Source organism: Streptomyces sp. HP-A2021 (genome assembly GCF_022807935.1).
Lineage (GTDB): Bacteria > Actinomycetota > Actinomycetes > Streptomycetales > Streptomycetaceae > Streptomyces > Streptomyces afghaniensis.
In genome coordinates this window covers 4,441,068-4,456,163 of record NZ_CP094344.1, presented here as the reverse complement: position 1 = coordinate 4,456,163, position 15,096 = coordinate 4,441,068, and the positions used below count along the sequence as shown (strand labels likewise).

At 70.8% G+C, this 15,096-nt stretch carries 13 protein-coding genes and 1 tRNA gene; 6 read left to right on the top strand and 8 right to left on the bottom strand.

What is annotated here, in order from left to right; translation table 11 throughout:
• Positions 1-18: 18 nt before the first annotated feature.
• Positions 19-843 (bottom strand): class I SAM-dependent methyltransferase, encoded by an 825-nt coding sequence (locus tag MQE23_RS20185; protein ID WP_020273032.1) that lies wholly within the window; start codon positions 841-843, stop codon positions 19-21.
• 103 nt (positions 844-946) lie between these two features.
• On the opposite strand from MQE23_RS20185, the gene MQE23_RS20180 reads away from it, so the two are divergent.
• Complete coding sequence (locus MQE23_RS20180) at positions 947-2,800, top strand: prolyl oligopeptidase family serine peptidase (RefSeq protein WP_020273031.1); 1,854 nt, start codon at positions 947-949, stop codon at positions 2,798-2,800.
• A gap of 182 nt (positions 2,801-2,982) precedes the next feature.
• On the opposite strand, the gene MQE23_RS20175 is transcribed toward MQE23_RS20180, so the two are convergent.
• A complete protein-coding gene (locus tag MQE23_RS20175; RefSeq protein ID WP_243379751.1) occupies positions 2,983-4,881 on the bottom strand; it encodes an NAD-binding protein in 1,899 nt (632 codons plus the stop codon).
• Positions 4,882-5,057: 176 nt separating this feature from the next.
• Between MQE23_RS20175 and MQE23_RS20170 the strand changes: the two genes are divergently transcribed.
• The 3 genes from MQE23_RS20170 (at position 5,058) to MQE23_RS20160 (ending at position 7,393) form a co-directional block, all read left to right on the top strand.
• Positions 5,058-6,152 (top strand): permease, encoded by a 1,095-nt coding sequence (locus MQE23_RS20170; RefSeq protein WP_243379750.1) that lies wholly within the window; start codon positions 5,058-5,060, stop codon positions 6,150-6,152.
• Positions 6,149-6,859: a TIGR03943 family protein gene (locus MQE23_RS20165; RefSeq protein ID WP_020271796.1), complete on the top strand. Its 711-nt coding sequence runs from the start codon at positions 6,149-6,151 to the stop codon at positions 6,857-6,859. The genes MQE23_RS20170 and MQE23_RS20165 overlap by 4 nt, the downstream gene beginning before the upstream one ends.
• 87 nt (positions 6,860-6,946) lie before the next feature.
• A complete protein-coding gene (locus MQE23_RS20160) occupies positions 6,947-7,393 on the top strand; it encodes a hypothetical protein (protein WP_243379749.1) in 447 nt (148 codons plus the stop codon).
• Between the two features lie 145 nt (positions 7,394-7,538).
• Here the strand turns inward: MQE23_RS20160 and MQE23_RS20155 are convergent, their stop codons facing one another.
• From MQE23_RS20155 to MQE23_RS20135, 5 genes are all read right to left on the bottom strand, one after another.
• Positions 7,539-8,195, bottom strand: a complete 657-nt coding sequence (locus tag MQE23_RS20155) for a DUF1326 domain-containing protein (RefSeq protein WP_020271798.1) — start codon at positions 8,193-8,195, stop codon at positions 7,539-7,541.
• 170 nt (positions 8,196-8,365) lie between these two features.
• Positions 8,366-9,202, bottom strand: coding sequence for a DUF2182 domain-containing protein (locus MQE23_RS20150; protein WP_243379748.1), 837 nt, complete (start codon positions 9,200-9,202; stop codon positions 8,366-8,368).
• A gap of 134 nt (positions 9,203-9,336) precedes the next feature.
• A tRNA-Pro gene (locus tag MQE23_RS20145) sits at positions 9,337-9,410 on the bottom strand.
• 47 nt (positions 9,411-9,457) lie between these two features.
• Positions 9,458-10,228: a Pr6Pr family membrane protein gene (locus MQE23_RS20140; RefSeq protein WP_243379747.1), complete on the bottom strand. Its 771-nt coding sequence runs from the start codon at positions 10,226-10,228 to the stop codon at positions 9,458-9,460.
• Positions 10,229-10,317: 89 nt separating this feature from the next.
• Positions 10,318-11,244, bottom strand: a complete 927-nt coding sequence (locus MQE23_RS20135) for a metallophosphoesterase (RefSeq protein ID WP_243379746.1) — start codon at positions 11,242-11,244, stop codon at positions 10,318-10,320.
• 193 nt (positions 11,245-11,437) lie between these two features.
• Here MQE23_RS20135 and MQE23_RS20130 point away from each other — a divergent pair, with 193 nt between their 5' ends.
• Positions 11,438-11,902: a GatB/YqeY domain-containing protein gene (locus MQE23_RS20130; RefSeq protein ID WP_020271803.1), complete on the top strand. Its 465-nt coding sequence runs from the start codon at positions 11,438-11,440 to the stop codon at positions 11,900-11,902.
• A 142-nt stretch (positions 11,903-12,044) separates the two neighbouring features.
• Here the strand turns inward: MQE23_RS20130 and MQE23_RS20125 are convergent, their stop codons facing one another.
• A complete protein-coding gene (locus MQE23_RS20125; RefSeq protein WP_020271805.1) occupies positions 12,045-14,333 on the bottom strand; it encodes a transglycosylase domain-containing protein in 2,289 nt (762 codons plus the stop codon).
• 408 nt (positions 14,334-14,741) lie between these two features.
• Here MQE23_RS20125 and wblA point away from each other — a divergent pair, with 408 nt between their 5' ends.
• The gene (gene wblA / locus MQE23_RS20120; protein WP_010031964.1) at positions 14,742-15,080 is read left to right on the top strand and encodes a transcriptional regulator WblA; all 339 of its coding nucleotides are present in this window, start codon (positions 14,742-14,744) and stop codon (positions 15,078-15,080) included.
• The last annotated feature ends 16 nt before the right edge of the window (positions 15,081-15,096 follow it).

Here is a 15,096-nt window from a genome sequence, read left to right as displayed (position 1 = left end):
GGCCCGCGGGGTCGGCCGTCAGTCCTTGCGGGCCCGGACGGAGTACATCAGCGGGATCCGAGGCCGGTCCGCCGGATAGCGGAAGTAGCCGTCCCGCCGCTCGAAGCACCCGAACCGCCGGAACAGCGAGACGTCGTGCTCGTGCAGGAACTCGATGCGCAGCCCGGCCGCCGCCAGCGCCGAGACGACCTCGCCGACCGGGTGCTGCCACTCCACGCGCCGGTTGTGGACGAACTCGGTGCCCTCGGCCGCGTACGACCCCGGCCTCTCCTCGATCCAGGCGTCACGGGCGAAGTAGTCGTACGTGATCCGCGAGCCGGTCTCGTCGTCGAGGACGTCGGTGAGCGGGTGGAACTCGGACAGGTACAGGAACCCGCCGGGTGCCACCAGCGAGGCCGCCGTCTCGGCCCAGCGCCCGATGTCGGGCAGCCAGCACAGCGCGCCGACGCCGGTGTAGACGATGTCGTACGACGGGTCCGGAACCGCGGTGGCCGCGTCGTACACGTCCGCCGCGACGAAGGCGGCCCGGTCCTGGCCGAGGCCGAGATCGCGGGCGAGGTCGCGGGCGATGCCGACCGCCGGTTCGGAGAAGTCGAGGCCGACGACGCGGTCGGCGCCGTGCCGGGCCCAAGACAGGGTGTCGAGGCCGATATGGCACTGGAGGTGCAGCAGCGAGCGGCCGGAGACGTCGCCGACCTCGGCGAGTTCGAAGTCGCGCAAGGGGTCCTGGCCGGCGCGGAAGGAGTCGAGGTCGTAGAAGTCGCCCGCGGCGTGCAGCGGGACACGCTCGTCCCAGTGGGCGCGGTTGGCCTCGTGCCAGTCGGCCGGGGCGGGGGAGTACATAGGGGGTGTCTCCTGACCTGCTGGGAAGGGGGACCGGTGGAGGTTATCCACAGGCTGAGGACCTCGCCAGCGAATTGTCGGTGAGGGCGGGCAGTATGGGGCCATGACTGAGAGCAACGGATCCGACGCGCGGGATCAGCGGGACCAGCAGGAGCAAGAGGTACGGGCGGCACAGCAGGAGCGGATGCCGGACTGGGAGAAGCGCTTCCGGGCGCCCCGGGTGTCCCTGCCCGACTGGGCGGAGGACGCGCCGGACCGCTCCCTGTTCGTGTCGAACGCGACGGGGACGTACGAGCTGTACGCCTGGGACCGGAAGACGGGCGAGCAGCGCCAGGTGACGGACCGGCCGAACGGCACGACGGACGGCGTGCTGTCCCCGGACGGCGCCTGGATCTGGTGGTTCGACGACAAGGACGGCGACGAGTTCGGCGTCTGGCGCCGCCAGCCCTTCGCTGGCGGCGCGGACGAGCTCGCCGCCGAGGGCCTGGACGCCTCCTACCCGGCGGGCCTCGCCCTCGGCCGTGACGGGCGTACGGCGGTCATCGGCCGCTCGACCGACGAGGACGGCACGACGATCCACCTGGTCCGCACGGGCGAGGAGCCGGTGGAGATCTACCGCCACCGCGAGTCGGCCGGTGTCGGCGACCTCTCCCACGACGGCTCGCTCATCGCCATCGAGCACACCGAGCACGGCGACGCCATGCACTCCGCCCTGCGCGTCCTGCGCACCGACGGCACCCCGGTCGCCGACCTCGACGACACCGAGGGCGGTACGCGCGAGCTCGGCCTGGAGGTCCTCGGCTTCGCTCCCGTCGACGGCGACACCCGCCTCCTCATCGGCCACCAGCGCCGGGGCCGCTGGGAGCCGCTGGTCTGGGACGTCGCCTCCGGCGAGGAGACGGACCTGGCGCTGGAGCTGCCGGGCGACGTCAGCGCCGAGTGGTACCCGGACGGCACCGGCCTGCTCATCGCGCACAGCTTCGAGGCCCGAAGCGAGCTGTTCCGCTACGACCTGGCGAGCCGCGCCCTGACCGAGATCCCGACCCCTCCCGGCACGGTGTCCGGAGCCACGGCCCGGCCCGACGGCAGCGTGGAGTACCTGTGGTCCTCGGCCGCCGAGCCGTCGGCGGTCCGTTCCACGTCCGGCGGTGTCGTGCTCGACCCGCCCGGCATGAAGTCGCCCGGCTCGGTGCCGGTGGAGGACGTGTGGGTGGAGGGCCCCGGCGGCCGCATCCACGCACTCGTCCAGAAGCCCGAGGGCAGCAGCGGCCCGCTGCCCACGGTCTTCGACATCCACGGCGGCCCGACCTGGCACGACAGCGACTCCTTCGCGGCGGGCCCGGCGGCGTGGGTCGACCACGGCTACGCGGTGATCCGTGTCAACTACCGCGGCTCCACGGGCTACGGCCGTGCCTGGACGGACGCCCTGAAGCACCGCGTGGGCCTCATCGAACTGGAGGACATCGCCGCGGTCCGCGAATGGGCCGTCACCTCCGGCCTCGCGGACCCCGACCGCCTCGTCCTGACCGGCGGTTCCTGGGGCGGCTACCTCACCCTCCTCGGCCTCGGCGTCCAGCCCGACGCGTGGTCCCTGGGCATCGCGGCGGTCCCCGTCGCCGACTACGTCACGGCGTACCACGACGAGATGGAAGCGCTGAAGGCGATGGACCGCACGCTCCTCGGCGGCACCCCCGAGGAGGTCCCCGACCGCTTCGAGGCCTCCTCTCCCCTCACCTACGTCGACCGGGTCAAGGCCCCGGTCTACATCTCGGCCGGCGTCAACGACCCGCGCTGCCCGATCCGCCAGATCGAGAACTACGTCAAGCGCCTGGAGGCGAGGGGCGCGGTCCACGAGGTGTACCGCTACGACGCCGGGCACGGCTCACTGGTGGTGGACGAACGGATCAAGCAGGTGAGGCTGGAACTGGAGTTCGCGGAGAGGCACCTGAAGAAGTAACCGCGCCGCCCGCCGTGCGTAGCCGTCCCAGCCCGCGGGCAGTCGTGCCGCTGGGGCGGCACGGGTGGGCGCGGGCGGCACCCCGCTGCGCCGGGTTGCGCCACGCCCCGGCTCCAGCCCCGACGCCGAGCACCTCATAACGCCGGGCTGCGCAACTCCGCGCCTCGCCCACCGCTCGGCGATCACGCCCCCGCCCGCTCCCGCCGCCTCCGCCCCAGCAACTCCGCCAACCCCCGCCGCGTAGCCGCCAGCACCACCCGATCACCGGCCCCCAGCACATACGTAGGAGGCAGATCCCACACCAGCCCCGAAGCCGGCGCCCCTTCCTCCTCCGGACTCTCACCCTCGCCCCGCCGCCCCCCAGGAGGTGCCGTGTTGAGCGCCAGCACCCGCCAGGCCCCCGCCCGGAACGCCTGCCCCACCGTCCGCCCCTCCAACTGCGGATGCCCGGCCACATCCACCTCCGCGAACAGCAACACCCGCCGCTCGACCGGAATCGCCCCCAGAATCTGCCGCCCCATCATCGCCCCGGCGAACGCGGGCGCGGCCAGATGGGACACACTCCGGCTCCGCGTGAGGGCGAAGGGATGCGCGGCCCGCAGCGTCCGGTACACCGCGGTCGCGAAGTCGTCGTCGTACAGCCGCAGCACGACCCGCAGATCGGGCCGCACGGACCGGGCGTACAGCGCGGCCTCCAGATTCGTCGTGTCCGCACTGGTCAACGCCAGCAGCGCATGCGCCCGATGGATCTTCGCGGCCTCCAGCACCCCCTCCTGCGTGACGTCCCCGAGCACCACCGGCACCCGCAGCCGCCGCGCCGTGGCCATCCCCCTGGCCTCCGGATCGGACTCGACGCACACCACGGGAATGTGCAGTTCCCGCAGCCGCGTCAGCACCCGCGTGCCGATCTTGCCGAGCCCGAGCAGCACCACATGCCCGCCGAGCCCCCGTGGCGGCTTCCGCAGCGCCGACGCGCTGCGGAACGTGCCCAGTGCCTCCAGCACCGCGGCCAGCAGCACCGGCAGCAGCAGCAACCCGACCAGCCCGGACAGCAGTTGCAGCACCTGCCGCCCGGTCGACTTGTGGTACGCGGGATCGTTGATGCCGAACAGGTCGAGGAGCGTGACGTACGTGGCGTACAGCGGATGCTCCCCGGTCACGAACATCAACGCGACGGCGAGCGCGAGCACACACCCCACGAGACCGGCCAGCGACCACCGCAGCCGGCGTGAGAACAGCGAGGCGAACGGCGGCACACCGCCCCGCCCGGTCGGCAGGGACGGCCCGGAGTACGACACCTGCTCCAGGACGACGGTCCCGCGCCCGGTCGCCGACGCCACCGCCGTCTCGTCCGGCAGCAGTTGCGGCCCCTGCTCCCCGCTGCCCTCCGAACCGTCCGCCCCGGCCGGGTCGTTGCTGGTCGCGGACAGCAGCGCCAGGGTGCACAGGCCGGGGTCGGCCACCTCGCCCGGCCGCGGCGGCTGCCGCTCCACGGCACGCAGGACGAGCCCTTCGGTCTGGACGACCTTGCTGGTGCCGACGAGGGCGGTCGCGGCCAGCGCGGGAGCGGCCGTGTCGGCGTCGGACAGCACGGTCGTCGACGCGTCCAGTCCACCGCCCGTGCCCGGCCCCGTGCCGGAGGCCACCGCCGCCGTCTGGTCGAGCAGTTCCTCGATGTGCTGGCCCAACCGCCGGTTGTACAGCCGCAGTACGAGCCTGAGGCGGGGGTTGAGCCGGCGGGCGGTGAGTGCGGCGCGGATGTTGGTCTCGTCGTCGTCGTACACGAGCGCCAGGGCGGCCGCCCGGTCGGCGCCCACGTCGGTGAGTACGGCCTCGGTGACCTCGGGGGTCTCCACGATCTGCTCGTTCGCGGCCGGTTCGGCGCCGGCCGTGCCCGTGCGGTTGACGGCCGCGCTGACCCGGTCGAGCAGGGCCGCCGAGGCGGCCCGGGCCCGGCCGACCACCGGCTGCCGCACCCGGCGCCCCGAGGGCGGCACCACGAGCGTGACCTGCTCGCCGTACACACCTCGCAGTTCGGCGGCCAGCCGGTGCGCGAGCCCGTCGTCCCCGCACACGATCATGTGCGTGGCCGGATCACCTGGCAGACCTTGGTTCGGAACGCTCCCCACAAGGGAGAAGACTGCCTCACCGGGACGGCCGGTTCCAGAAGGGAACAGCGGTGGCTGAACGCCCGGCGTGGCCCGGCCGTACAGAAGGGGAGGCAATGCCCGTGCGCACGACCGGAGGTACCGGGCCCGTGGCCACCACGAACCCCGCCCCGCAGGAGACCGACGAGACGGTCGGACACGAGACCACCGAACCGGTCGCCGACAAGGGCCCAGGCCCGGACGACGCCCGCCACCCGAGCCCGGACGACGCCCGCCAACCGAGCCCCGACGAGGCCCGCCACTTCAACTCCCCCCTCCTGCTCACTCTCTTCCTGCTCACGGCGGTGATGCTCCAGGGCCCGATCCGCGGGGCCCTGTCCGCACCGGTGATGCAGAGCTGGATGACGGTGTTCGTCGCGGTCATGGTCCAGGCGCTGCCGTTCCTGGTGCTCGGCGTGCTGCTGTCGGCGGCGATCGCGGTGTTCGTGCCGCCGTCCTTCTTCGCCCGGGCCCTGCCGAAGCGCCCGGCCCTGGCCGTCCCGGTCGCGGGCGTGGCGGGCGCGGTCCTGCCGGGCTGCGAGTGCGCGTCGGTGCCGGTGGCGGGGGCGCTGGTCCGCCGCGGGGTCACACCGGCGGCGGCGCTGGCGTTCCTCCTCTCGGCGCCCGCCATCAACCCGATCGTGCTGACGGCGACGGCCGTGGCCTTCCCCGGCGACCCGGAGATGGTGCTGGCCCGCTTCGTCGCGAGCCTGCTGGTGGCCTGCGCGATGGGCTGGCTCTGGCACCGCGTCGGCCGCACGGACTGGCTGCGCCCGCCGGACAGACCGACGTACGAGGGGCAGGGCAAGGGAGCGGCCTTCTGGGGTTCGGTGCGCCACGACGTGACGCACGCGGGTGGTTTCCTGGTGATCGGTGCGATGGCCGCGGCGACGCTGAAGGCGGTCGTGCCGGAGGAGTGGCTGCGCGCGGCGGCCGGGAACCCGGTGTTCTCGGTGCTGGCCCTCGCGGTGCTCGCCGTCCTGCTGTCCATCTGCTCGGAGGCGGACGCGTTCGTGGCGGCGTCCCTGACCCAGTTCTCGCTGACGGCCCGTCTGACGTTCCTGGTCGTGGGGCCGATGATCGACCTGAAGCTCTTCGCGATGCAGGCGGGCACCTTCGGCCGGGCCTTCGCCCTGCGCTTCGCCCCCGCGACGTTCGCCCTGGCCGTCGTCGTGTCGGCCCTGACCGGAACGGTCCTGCTGTGAACCGCCTGGCCCAGACGGCCCTCCTCTTCCTGCTCGGCGCGACACTCCTGCACGCCGGCCTGACCGACCTCTACCTGCGCTACGTCAAGGCGGGCCTGCGCCCGCTGGTGCTGCTGGCGGGCGTGGTGCTGATCGCGACAGCGGTGGCGACGCTCTGGTACGAACGCCGCCGGGCACGCGAGCAACAGCAACACCACCACCACGAGCCCCGTATCTCCTGGCTCCTCACCCTCCCCGTCCTCGCCCTGATCCTGGTCTCCCCGCCGGCCCTCGGCTCCTACAGCGCGGCCCACACGGGCACGGCCCTGACGAAGCCCTTCGGCTTCCCGGACCTCCCCGCCGGCGGACCCCTCCGCCTCGGCGTGGCCGACTACGCGGGCCGAGCGGTGTACGACGACGGCCGCTCCCTCCGCGACCGCGACCTGAAGATCACCGGCTTCGTCACCCTGGACCGGTCGGGCACCCCCTACCTGGTCCGCATGGGCCTCAACTGCTGCGCGGCGGACGCCCAGCCGGTCAAGATCGCCCTGACCGGCGACATCCCCCCGGTCCTGAGCCCGGACACCTGGCTGGAGATCACCGGCCGTTACACACCCCGCCGGACCAAGGACCCGGTCAACGACGGCCCGATCCCGTACCTCGAAGTCACCAGCGCCAGACCCGTGCCGACACCGTCCGACCCGTACGACGAGACGTGGAACACCTGAGCCCCGCGTACCAGTTGTCACCACGCCGCGTACTAGAAGAGCCACTTCCGGGTACCCGGGAATCTCGCTGATCAGCGAGGGGGAGGCATGACCACATCGACTCGCGAGACCGGGACGCGGCCCGACCGCGCGGCGGAACCCACCCGAGACCTCCTGACCGAGGCCCGCGAGCAACTCGCGAAGGCCGACAGCAAGGCCGGACTGACGCTGGCGACACTGGGCGCGGCCCTGACCGCCTTGCTCGGCGCGATCGCCGGCGGCCTCATCGTGCCGGGCCAGTACGCCGTGATCCCACAACTCCTGGTCTGGTCCGGCTGCGCCGCCTGCGCCCCGTCCCTCGTCCTCCTCGGCCTGGCCGTATCCCCCCGACGCACTCCCCAGGCCTCCTGTTCCTCTTCCTCCGACGTGACGCAGTTGGAGGCCCTGTCCCGCACCGCCCGGCTCAAGTACCGCTGCACACGCCGGGCGATGGCCTGGGGCGCGGCCTTCCTCACGCTCACAGTGGCGGGGACGCTGGCCGGGGCGCTGTCCTGACGACGTTGAGATGTGCCGAGATCAATTCGACGCTTGCTTCCAGCGGAAGCGCTCGGTGCGCTCCCACAGCGGAACACCAATCGAGAAGGTCGCGCTCCGAGGGCGCGCGGGCGCCGCTGCGCGTGAGGCGTCGCCCGCTGTCTCTTCAGTCAGGGCCGCTCCAGTCGAATGGGAAGTACTTGCTCGATTTGCCGGAGCGTTCCCAGGAGAAGCCGAATGCGTCGGCGCGGTCGACGGTGGCCCGGCCCCACGTGGCGATCTGGCCCGGCCCCACTTCGGCGCCTGGGGCGTTGTGGACCTGGACGCGTGTGCCGTTCGGGGTGGTCGGGCCGGTGAGAGCCTCGGCGGTCGCCGTGACACGGCCTGGGATCTCCGCTCGCCAGGTGGCAAGGTCCTCGTCGATCTCCACGTGGATGGGGGCGATGTCCATGCCACGCATCTCGGGGTGGAACATCTCCCCGAACTGTGCCGGCCATCCGCCCGCCTCACCGCCGAAAACGGCCCCGAGTGCAGCCCGCTGCTGGTCGTCGGCGCGTTCGTCGAGGAAGACCGCGGCGTACGGATCGGTATGCGTGCCGGCCCACGGGTTGCCCTCGAAGGAGCCGAGCATCAGGACGTTGAGATCGTCGAGCTGTACGTCGCCGAAGTTGCCTTCCCGGATGTGCCAGACCAGTACGCCTTCGCAGTCACCGTAGGTCGGGGGCTGCGCGAACGTGCAGGGGCAGGGTATGGCGCACTTGCACACGTCGAACCAGTCGCCGGCCAGGTGCCAGCGCGTAACGGTGGTGGCCTTTTCTGTCATCTCGCTTCCCTCCTGCCGAGCCCGAAAGAGCTCACTCGGAGTGGCGAGACCGCGTATCCCGAGCCCGCTCCCGGGATCGGGAGGGTGGCCTCGCCTCCAGCTTGCACCTCACGTCCCGGTCGGGAAACCGGACCACGTCGGCAACAGTGACCCGGTACGTACAGGGCTGATCACATGCCGTCCATTGACGGCATCGAGCCCTGCAGCCCCGGCAGCAGCCAGTCCTGGAACGGGGCGAGCAGGGCCATGACGAGGAAGGCGACGCCCATGACGCTGGTGAGAAGCAAGCCCCGGGACCACAGTTTCTCCATGAAGATCACCAAGGCCAGTCCGGCCATCGCCGCCACGTTCATCACGCCGAGCGGAATGAGGACGACCATCAGTCCGGCGCAGCAGCCGACACAGTAGGCGCCGTGGTGGACGCCCACCCGCAGGTCGCGGGCCGGTCGCCGGAAGCCGGCGTAGCGCACCAGATGGCTCAGCGGGTCGCGGCAGTGCCGTAGACAGACGTGCTTGAGGGGGCCGAGTTGGTACAGGCCGGCCAGCAGGAAGGCGATCGAGCCGATCCAGCGTCCGGTGGTCGGATGGTCGTTCACCAAGCCGCCGGTGAAGGCCAGGGCCGCGTAGGCGAGCAGTCCGAAGGCCGTCCACACCAACAGATATCCGCCCACGAACTCGATGGAGCGGGCGGCCCGGGTCCAGCCCGAGGACTGCCGTCCGATGCCCCGCACCCAGGTGAGGGCCACCGGTGCCATGGACGGCAGCATCATGGCCGCCATCATCGTCACCCAGAGCAGCAGGAACAGGGGCAGCGCCATCCCCATGGTGCCGGGCTCGACCCCCATGTCCCGGGCCTGTCCGATCGTCAGCGCCCAGGCGGGCACCGCGATCAGGACGACGAGGATCCAGGCGGCCGCGAGATCCCGCGTGGGCAGCAACCCCCCGCCCGCTCCGGTGGGGGCGGGCGACCGGGTGGGTACGAAGGCGGTAGTCCGGCTGCGACGCATCGGTGTTGTCTCCTGCGGCTGCTTCCAGAACAGCACACGTGCACCTGCGACGCGACCTGGCCAAAACGATCTCCAGAAACCCGTCAGGGGCCTGATCCACTCACTGGATCAGGCCCCTGACCTGGTACTCACTGTCGGGGTGGCGGGATTTGAACCCACGACCTCTTCGTCCCGAACGAAGCGCGCTGCCAAGCTGCGCTACACCCCGATGTCGCTGCTGTCGCGGCGACGACGTTTACTTTAGCCCACTGGTGGCTAGAGACGAAATCCGGTTTTCCAGGGGTAGCGGAGAGGGTTCGGGCGGGCGTGGTCGAGGGCCACGAGGAGGATTGCCAGGGCGTAGAAGGAGAGGCCCAGGAGGAGGGCGTTGCCGAGGACCTTCTTGTAGCCGTCCTGGTCGACGTCCAGGAAGGGGTAGAGGTAGCGGTCGGAGGTGCCCGGGAGGAGCAGCTCGCCTCGGATGAGGGAGAAGGCCAGGTACGCCAGGGGGTAGAGCAGCCACGTGCTGGCCTGGCGCAGGTGCAGGCGGCCGGGGCCCGTGAGCAGGAGCCAGTCCAGTACCGCCGCGATCGGGGTCACCGTGTGGAGCGTGTGGTGGGCGAGGGCCTGCCAGCCCGTCGGGGCGGCTGCCTCGCCCGTGAGGGAGAAGGGGCTCGCCTCGTTCATCAGAAGCAGGTGGTGGACCAGGGCCGCGATGACGACGTAGAGCAGGGTCGCGCCCAGTACGGCTCCTGGGAGCGGGCGGCTGGCCGTCCACGCGCGGCGGGCCGAGAGGGCCATGACCAGCGCGAGGAGGATGTTGCTCTGGATCGCGAAGTAGCCGAGGGTCCGGGACGGGTCGCCCAGGAGTACTTCGAGCGTCACGCCCACGGTCGCCGTGAGGGCGACCAGCAGGCGGAAGGCCGCGGCCGCCGGGCGGCGGACCGGGGTGACGACGGCCGTGGCGGGGACGGGGGAGGGCTTCAGTGCGGGCTTGCCCGGAATCGCGGGGAGATCCGGTATGTCCCGGGGTATCGGGGCGGTCATGCCCCCACGCTGACAGAAACGGACATAGGGGGCGATGCGGGCGGGCTGTGTGGGTTAACGGGCCCGCAGATCCCCCGCTAGTCCACCCGCTACTCTCGCCCCACCAACGTCAGCAGCGTCGCCTCCGGCGGGCATGCGAACCGTACCGGTGTGTAGCGGTTCGTGCCGCAGCCCGCCGAGACGTGCAGGTGCGACGTACGGCCCTCCGCTGTGTGCGTGGACAGGCCCTTCACGCGGTCCGTGTCCAGGTCGCAGTTGGTGACCAGGGCGCCGTAGAAGGGGATGCACAGCTGGCCGCCGTGGGTGTGGCCGGCCAGGATCAAGGGATAGCCATCGGCCGTGAAGGCGTCCAGCGTGCGCAGGTACGGCGCGTGGACCACGCCCATGGAGAAGTCGGCCGAGTCCGACGGGCCGCCGGCCACCTGCTCGTAGCGGTCCCGCTTGATGTGCGGGTCGTCCAGGCCCGTCAGCTCCAGCGAGACGCCCTCGATCTTGAGCGTGCCGCGCGTGTTCGTGAGGTTCAGCCAGCCCGCCGCGTCGAAGGCGTCCCGCATGTCCTCCCACGGGATGTGCGCCACGCCGACGGCCGGCGGGTTGCCGTTCAGGCCGTGGCGGCCCTGCGTCTTTTCCCACAGGTAGCGGGCGGGGTTGCGGAACCTCGGGCCGTAGTAGTCGTTGGAGCCGAAGACGTACGCGCCCGGGAACTCCATCAGGGGGCCGAGTGCGTCCAGGACCTCCGGGATGCCCTCCGCGTCGGAGAGGTTGTCACCCGTGTTGATCACGAAGTCGGGGCGCAGGCCCGCCAGGGAGCGCAGCCAGCGCTGCTTCTTGCGCTGACCGCTGACCATGTGGATGTCGGAGACCTGCAACACGCGCAGGGGGCGCATGCCCGAGGGCAGGACCGGGACCGTGACCCGGCGGAGGCGGAAGGAGCGGGCCTCGAAGCCCGCCGCGTACAACAGACCGGCGGCACCAGCCGCCGCGATTCCCAGGGGGACTCCGTATCGCGCGTGCATACGACCATCGTGTCAGACCGCGCCGGTTGCCTCCGTCCGGCGGTGCCCGAAGTCCCGTGACGTCACCGGCCCGAAAGCACTGACGTCACCGGCCCGAAATCCCCTGACGTCACCGGCCCTTCGGCCACCCTTTGAACCAGCACCCCGCAAATCAAGGGGCGATTGTCCGCCCGCACCTGCGACAATCAACCCCATGACCACGCTCAAGTCGAAGCTGCAGGACGACCTCAACGCCGCGATCAAGGAGCGCGACGAGCTCCGCTCCTCGACGCTCCGGCTGACCCTCGCCGCGATCACCAAGGAGGAGGTCGCGGGCAAGGAGAAGCGCGAGCTCTCGGACGACGAGGTGCAGAAGGTGATCACCCGGGAGGCGAAGAAGCGCCGTGAGGCGGCCGAGGCCTTCGCGCAGGGTGGTCGCGCCGAGAGCGCGGAGCGGGAGAAGGCGGAGGGCGAGGTGCTCGCCGCGTACCTGCCGAAGCAGCTCAGCGACGACGAGCTGAACCGGATCGTCGCCCAGGCCGTCGAGGAGGCGAAGGCGGCCGGGGCGGAGGGGCCGCGGGCCATGGGTGCGGTCATGAAGATCGTGAACCCGAAGGTCGCGGGCCAGGCCGAGGGCGGCCGCGTCGCCGCGGCCGTGAAGAAGATCCTCGCGGGCTGACCGACCGGTCGGGCGTTGCCTTCAGCCGACTCTGAACCCCATGCGCTGACAGAAACTCGCGGCCCCTTCCCTCCGTACGAAGACCGTTCGGAGGGAAGGGGCCGTCCGCGTTCAGGACGCCGCGGCAGCCGCGCCAGCCGGGTCAGCCACGCCCCCCGTTCCCGTTGCCCCCGTTGCCCTGGCCCCGGAAGAACCCTTCCGGGATGGAGAACGAAGGCGTCGGGAAGGTCTGGTCGCCTCCGCCGCCGTTGTTGCCGCCGACCAGGCCGCCGATGAAGCCGCCGTCGTCGTTGCCGCCGTCGTCCCCGTCGTCGCGGCCTTCGTCGTCGCCGTTTCCGTCGCCGCGGTCCCGGTCGATGCCGTCGGGGATGTGGACGGTGTTGAAGTTCTCGACGGGCTTGCCCTCCAGCGCGCCGGTCATCATGTCGCCCCAGATGGGTCCGGGGACCTCGCCACCGAAGACCTTGTCGTACGGGACGCCGCCGATGGTGATGCCGACCATCTTCCGCTTGTGCGCGGGGTCGCCGACCCAGACGGCACCGGCCATGTTCGGCGTGTAGCCCACGAACCAGGCCGCGTAGCGCTCGTCCGTCGTACCGGTCTTACCGGCGCTGGGGCGGCTGCCCAGGCCGGCCTTCTTGCCCGTACCGTCCTCGACGACGCCCCGCAGCAGCGTGTTGATGGTGTCGGCGGTCTTCTCCGACATCGCGCGCGAGCAGGTCGACTTCGGGACCTCGAGCGACTTCTTGCTGTCGCCGACGCGCTGGCTGATCGACTCGATGGCGACCGGCGTGCAGTACATGCCGCGCGAGGCGAACGTGGCGTACGCGTTCGCCATGGTCAGCGGCGACATCTCCTGAGTGCCGAGGGCGATGGAGGGCACCTGGGGCATCTTGTCGCCGTCGGCCCGCTCGACGCCCATCTTCTTCGCCATCGACGTCACCGGGCAGATGCCGATGTCGCTGATCATCTGCACGTAGTAGGTGTTGACCGACTTTGCGGTCGCCTCCTTCATGTCGTACGGACCGACCTCGGACCTGTTCTCGTTGGCGACCTCGGCGGGGGAGGCCGGATCGTTCTTCCAGGTCCTGCCGTCGCAGGCCGCGACCGGGCTCGGGTACGGCATCTCGTACGGCGAGGGGTACACCTTGTTCGCCGGCATGCCGTCCTCGATGGCCGCGGCGGCCACGATCGGCTTGAACGTCGAACCGGGCTGGTAGCCCATGCCGCCGCCCATCGACTGGTCGACGGAGAGGTTGATCTGCGTCTGGTTCTTGCCGAAGCCGTAGGGGCGCGACTGGCCCATGGCGAGGATCTTGCCGGTGCCGGGCTGGACGAGGGAGGCGGCGGTGGCCACCTCGTCGCTCTTGTAGACGTGGTCCTTGATGGACCGCTGTGCCGCGTCCTGGGCCTGCGGATCCATGGTGGTGCGGATGGTGAGGCCGCCCTGGTTCCAGACCTTCGCCCGCGCCTCCTTGGTCTTGCCGAAGACCGAGTCGTTGAGGAAGACCTCGCGCACGTAGTCGCAGAAGAAGCCCGCGCCCTTGACCGCCGTGATGCAGCCGTTCTTGGGCTTGCTGACCTTCAGGCCCAGCGGCGCCTTCATCGCCTCGGCGGCCTGCGCCCGGGAGATGTCGCCGACGTCGGCCATGCGCCGGAGCACGGTGTTGCGGCGCTTGGTGGCCTCCGCCTCGTCGTTGACCGGGTCGTACCGGCTGGGCGACTGGACGATGCCGGCGAGGAGGGCCGCCTCCTGGACGTTCAGGTCCTTGGCGGACTTGGAGAAGTAGCGCTGGGCCGCCGCCTCGACGCCGTAGGCCTGCTGGCCGAAGAACGTGATGTTCAGGTAGTTCTCGAGGATCTTCTTCTTCCCGAGCTCCTCCTCGACCTGGATCGCGTACTTGAGTTCGCGGATCTTGCGGCCGATGGTCTGCTGGGTGGCCTGCGCGACCTTCGTCGGGTCGTCGCCGGCCTCCTCGACGAAGACGTTCTTCACGTACTGCTGCGTCAGGGTCGAGGCGCCCTGGGCGACCTCACCGCTGCGCGCGTTCTTGTTGAGGGCGCGCAGGACGCCCTTCAGGTCGACCGCGCCGTGCTGGTAGAAGCGCGAGTCCTCGATCGCGACGATCGCCTTCTGCATGTACGGCGAGACGTCCTTGAGGGGGACCACCGTGCGGTCGCGCGAGTAGACCGTGGCGATCTGGCCGCCGTCGGCGTCGAGGATCGTGGTGCGCTGGCTCAGGGGCGGGGTCTTCATGTTGGCCGGGAGCTCGTCGAAGCTCTCGACCGATCCCTTCGCCGCCAGCCCCAGCGCGCCCACCGCGGGCAGCGCGATACCGGCCAGCACGGCTCCCGCGAGAACACTGACACCGAGGAACTTGGCGGCCTGCTGCGTGGGTGACAGACCACCGCCCGAGCGCTTCTTTGGCATGAGGGCAGCCTACGTTCTCATTCGCCGGACAGGCGTATAGGCCTTGGCCTAAGCTGCTCTCAACTGTCACAGCAGTGAGGCCACGTATCAATACGTCCGGCGACCCCGAATCGTTCCGGGTGTTCCCCAACTTTTTTGTTGGGGTCGTGTCCGAATCCGCCTTGTGTGTCATACGGCGTCCGTTGTGACGCATGCGAACTGTCCTGGTTTGCCGGGAAGGTTACGTATGTCGCCAGCTCACTCCCCCGGGTGATCTGCCGCTTACCCATAGTCCGTTCGGACCATTCAAGATTGGGCCCGCTGGGGGTGTTGCGCTGTGCCCACCTTCCGTAACGTCCTCAACTGGCGGCGGTGAATATGCCGCTGCCGCCGTGGGGGAGCCTCGATTCGGGAGAGGACGGCGCCGGTATGGGCTGGGTAGTCGACTGGAGTGCGCAGGCGGCCTGCCGCACTACCGATCCGGATGAACTGTTCGTTCAAGGAGCGGCGCAGAACAGGGCCAAGGCGGTGTGCACCGGATGCCCGGTGCGCACGGAGTGCCTGGCCGACGCGCTGGACAACCGCGTCGAGTTCGGCGTGTGGGGAGGCATGACGGAGCGGGAGCGCCGCGCACTGCTGCGCAGGCGTCCCACCGTGACCTCCTGGCGCCGGCTGCTGGAGACGGCGCGTACGGAGTACGAGCGCGGCACGGGCATCGTGCCCCTCGACGACGACGAGGTCTACGAGAACTACGCGGCGGTGAGCTGAGGGGTTCCCTCCGGGA

What these genes read in the sequence shown, in the direction of transcription:
- MQE23_RS20155 (WP_020271798.1), bottom strand. Translation starts at nt 8,195, where the DNA reads ATGACAGAAAAGGCCACCACCGTTACGCGCTGGCACCTGGCCGGCGAC.
- MQE23_RS20150 (WP_243379748.1), bottom strand. Translation starts at nt 9,202, where the DNA reads ATGCGTCGCAGCCGGACTACCGCCTTCGTACCCACCCGGTCGCCCGCC.
- MQE23_RS20140 (WP_243379747.1), bottom strand. Translation starts at nt 10,228, where the DNA reads ATGACCGCCCCGATACCCCGGGACATACCGGATCTCCCCGCGATTCCG.
- MQE23_RS20175 (WP_243379751.1), bottom strand. Translation starts at nt 4,881, where the DNA reads ATGATCGTGTGCGGGGACGACGGGCTCGCGCACCGGCTGGCCGCCGAA.
- MQE23_RS20180 (WP_020273031.1), top strand. Translation starts at nt 947, where the DNA reads ATGACTGAGAGCAACGGATCCGACGCGCGGGATCAGCGGGACCAGCAG.
- wblA (WP_010031964.1), top strand. Translation starts at nt 14,742, where the DNA reads ATGGGCTGGGTAGTCGACTGGAGTGCGCAGGCGGCCTGCCGCACTACC.
- MQE23_RS20185 (WP_020273032.1), bottom strand. Translation starts at nt 843, where the DNA reads ATGTACTCCCCCGCCCCGGCCGACTGGCACGAGGCCAACCGCGCCCAC.
- MQE23_RS20130 (WP_020271803.1), top strand. Translation starts at nt 11,438, where the DNA reads ATGACCACGCTCAAGTCGAAGCTGCAGGACGACCTCAACGCCGCGATC.
- MQE23_RS20160 (WP_243379749.1), top strand. Translation starts at nt 6,947, where the DNA reads ATGACCACATCGACTCGCGAGACCGGGACGCGGCCCGACCGCGCGGCG.
- MQE23_RS20125 (WP_020271805.1), bottom strand. Translation starts at nt 14,333, where the DNA reads ATGCCAAAGAAGCGCTCGGGCGGTGGTCTGTCACCCACGCAGCAGGCC.
- MQE23_RS20135 (WP_243379746.1), bottom strand. Translation starts at nt 11,244, where the DNA reads ATGCACGCGCGATACGGAGTCCCCCTGGGAATCGCGGCGGCTGGTGCC.